The sequence below is a fragment of the Chroococcidiopsis cubana SAG 39.79 genome (genome assembly GCF_003991895.1).
In the GTDB taxonomy this organism is placed as follows: Bacteria; Cyanobacteriota; Cyanobacteriia; order Cyanobacteriales; family Chroococcidiopsidaceae; genus Chroococcidiopsis; species Chroococcidiopsis thermalis.
Window position 1 is genome coordinate 1753 of sequence record NZ_RSCK01000231.1, and the last position, 824, is coordinate 2576.

Sequence of the window (824 nt, forward strand, 5' to 3'; positions counted from 1 at the left end):
GAGAATTGTGGGCTTAGAGAACCACCAACCATTACATCATTTTTTAACCCATTCACCTTGGGAAACACAAGAGGTAAGAAATCGAAGATTAGAGTTAATATTACAGGTGTTACAAGGAAGACCAATCGTGTTGATTGTTGACGAAACAGGAGACAAGAAAAAAGGAACATCAACAGATTATGTGAAACGGCAGTATATCGGGAACTTGGGAAAAACCGAGAATGGAATTGTGGTAGTGACAGTGTATGGTGTTTTCTGTGGAATGACATTTCCATTACTGTTTGAAGTGTACAAACCTAGGGAGAGACTAAAAGCAGAAGATCAATATCGGACTAAGCCAGAAATAGCAGCACTACTGCTCAGACAATTAGAGTCAATGGGTTTCAAGTTCAACTTGGTACTGGCAGATAGCTTATATGGTGAGAGTAGTACAAATTTTATATCTGTATTAGATGAACTGAGTTTAAACTATATAGTGGCAATTCGCTCAAATTATTCCATAGAGCTACTTCCAAGACAAAGAATTCAATATTTAAAGTGGCATAAATTTCAAAGAGTATTTTCTGACCTGATGAGAGAAAATCGCTTCATTAGAGAAATTATCCCAGGCAAACGTGGATAAATTAGATATTGGCAGATTACTACAGATGTCGAGCAATTACCTGAAAACTCTACTTGGTACGTCATGAGTAAATATCCAGATATTACCCCAAGAGAAGTTGGCAACTTCTACGGGTTAAGGACTTGGGTTGAAATGAGCTTGCCGTAATCCCCCTATAAGAGTCTAATTTGTAGTGCTGACGTGAGCTGGAAGGCTGTTTAGA

General features: G+C 38.1%; 1 pseudogene. It reads left to right on the forward strand.

Annotation, left to right across the window (positions count from 1 at the left end):
- Positions 1–763: pseudogene (locus tag DSM107010_RS37535) on the forward strand (IS701 family transposase); the annotation flags it as partial.
- Positions 764–824: the final 61 nt, after the last annotated feature.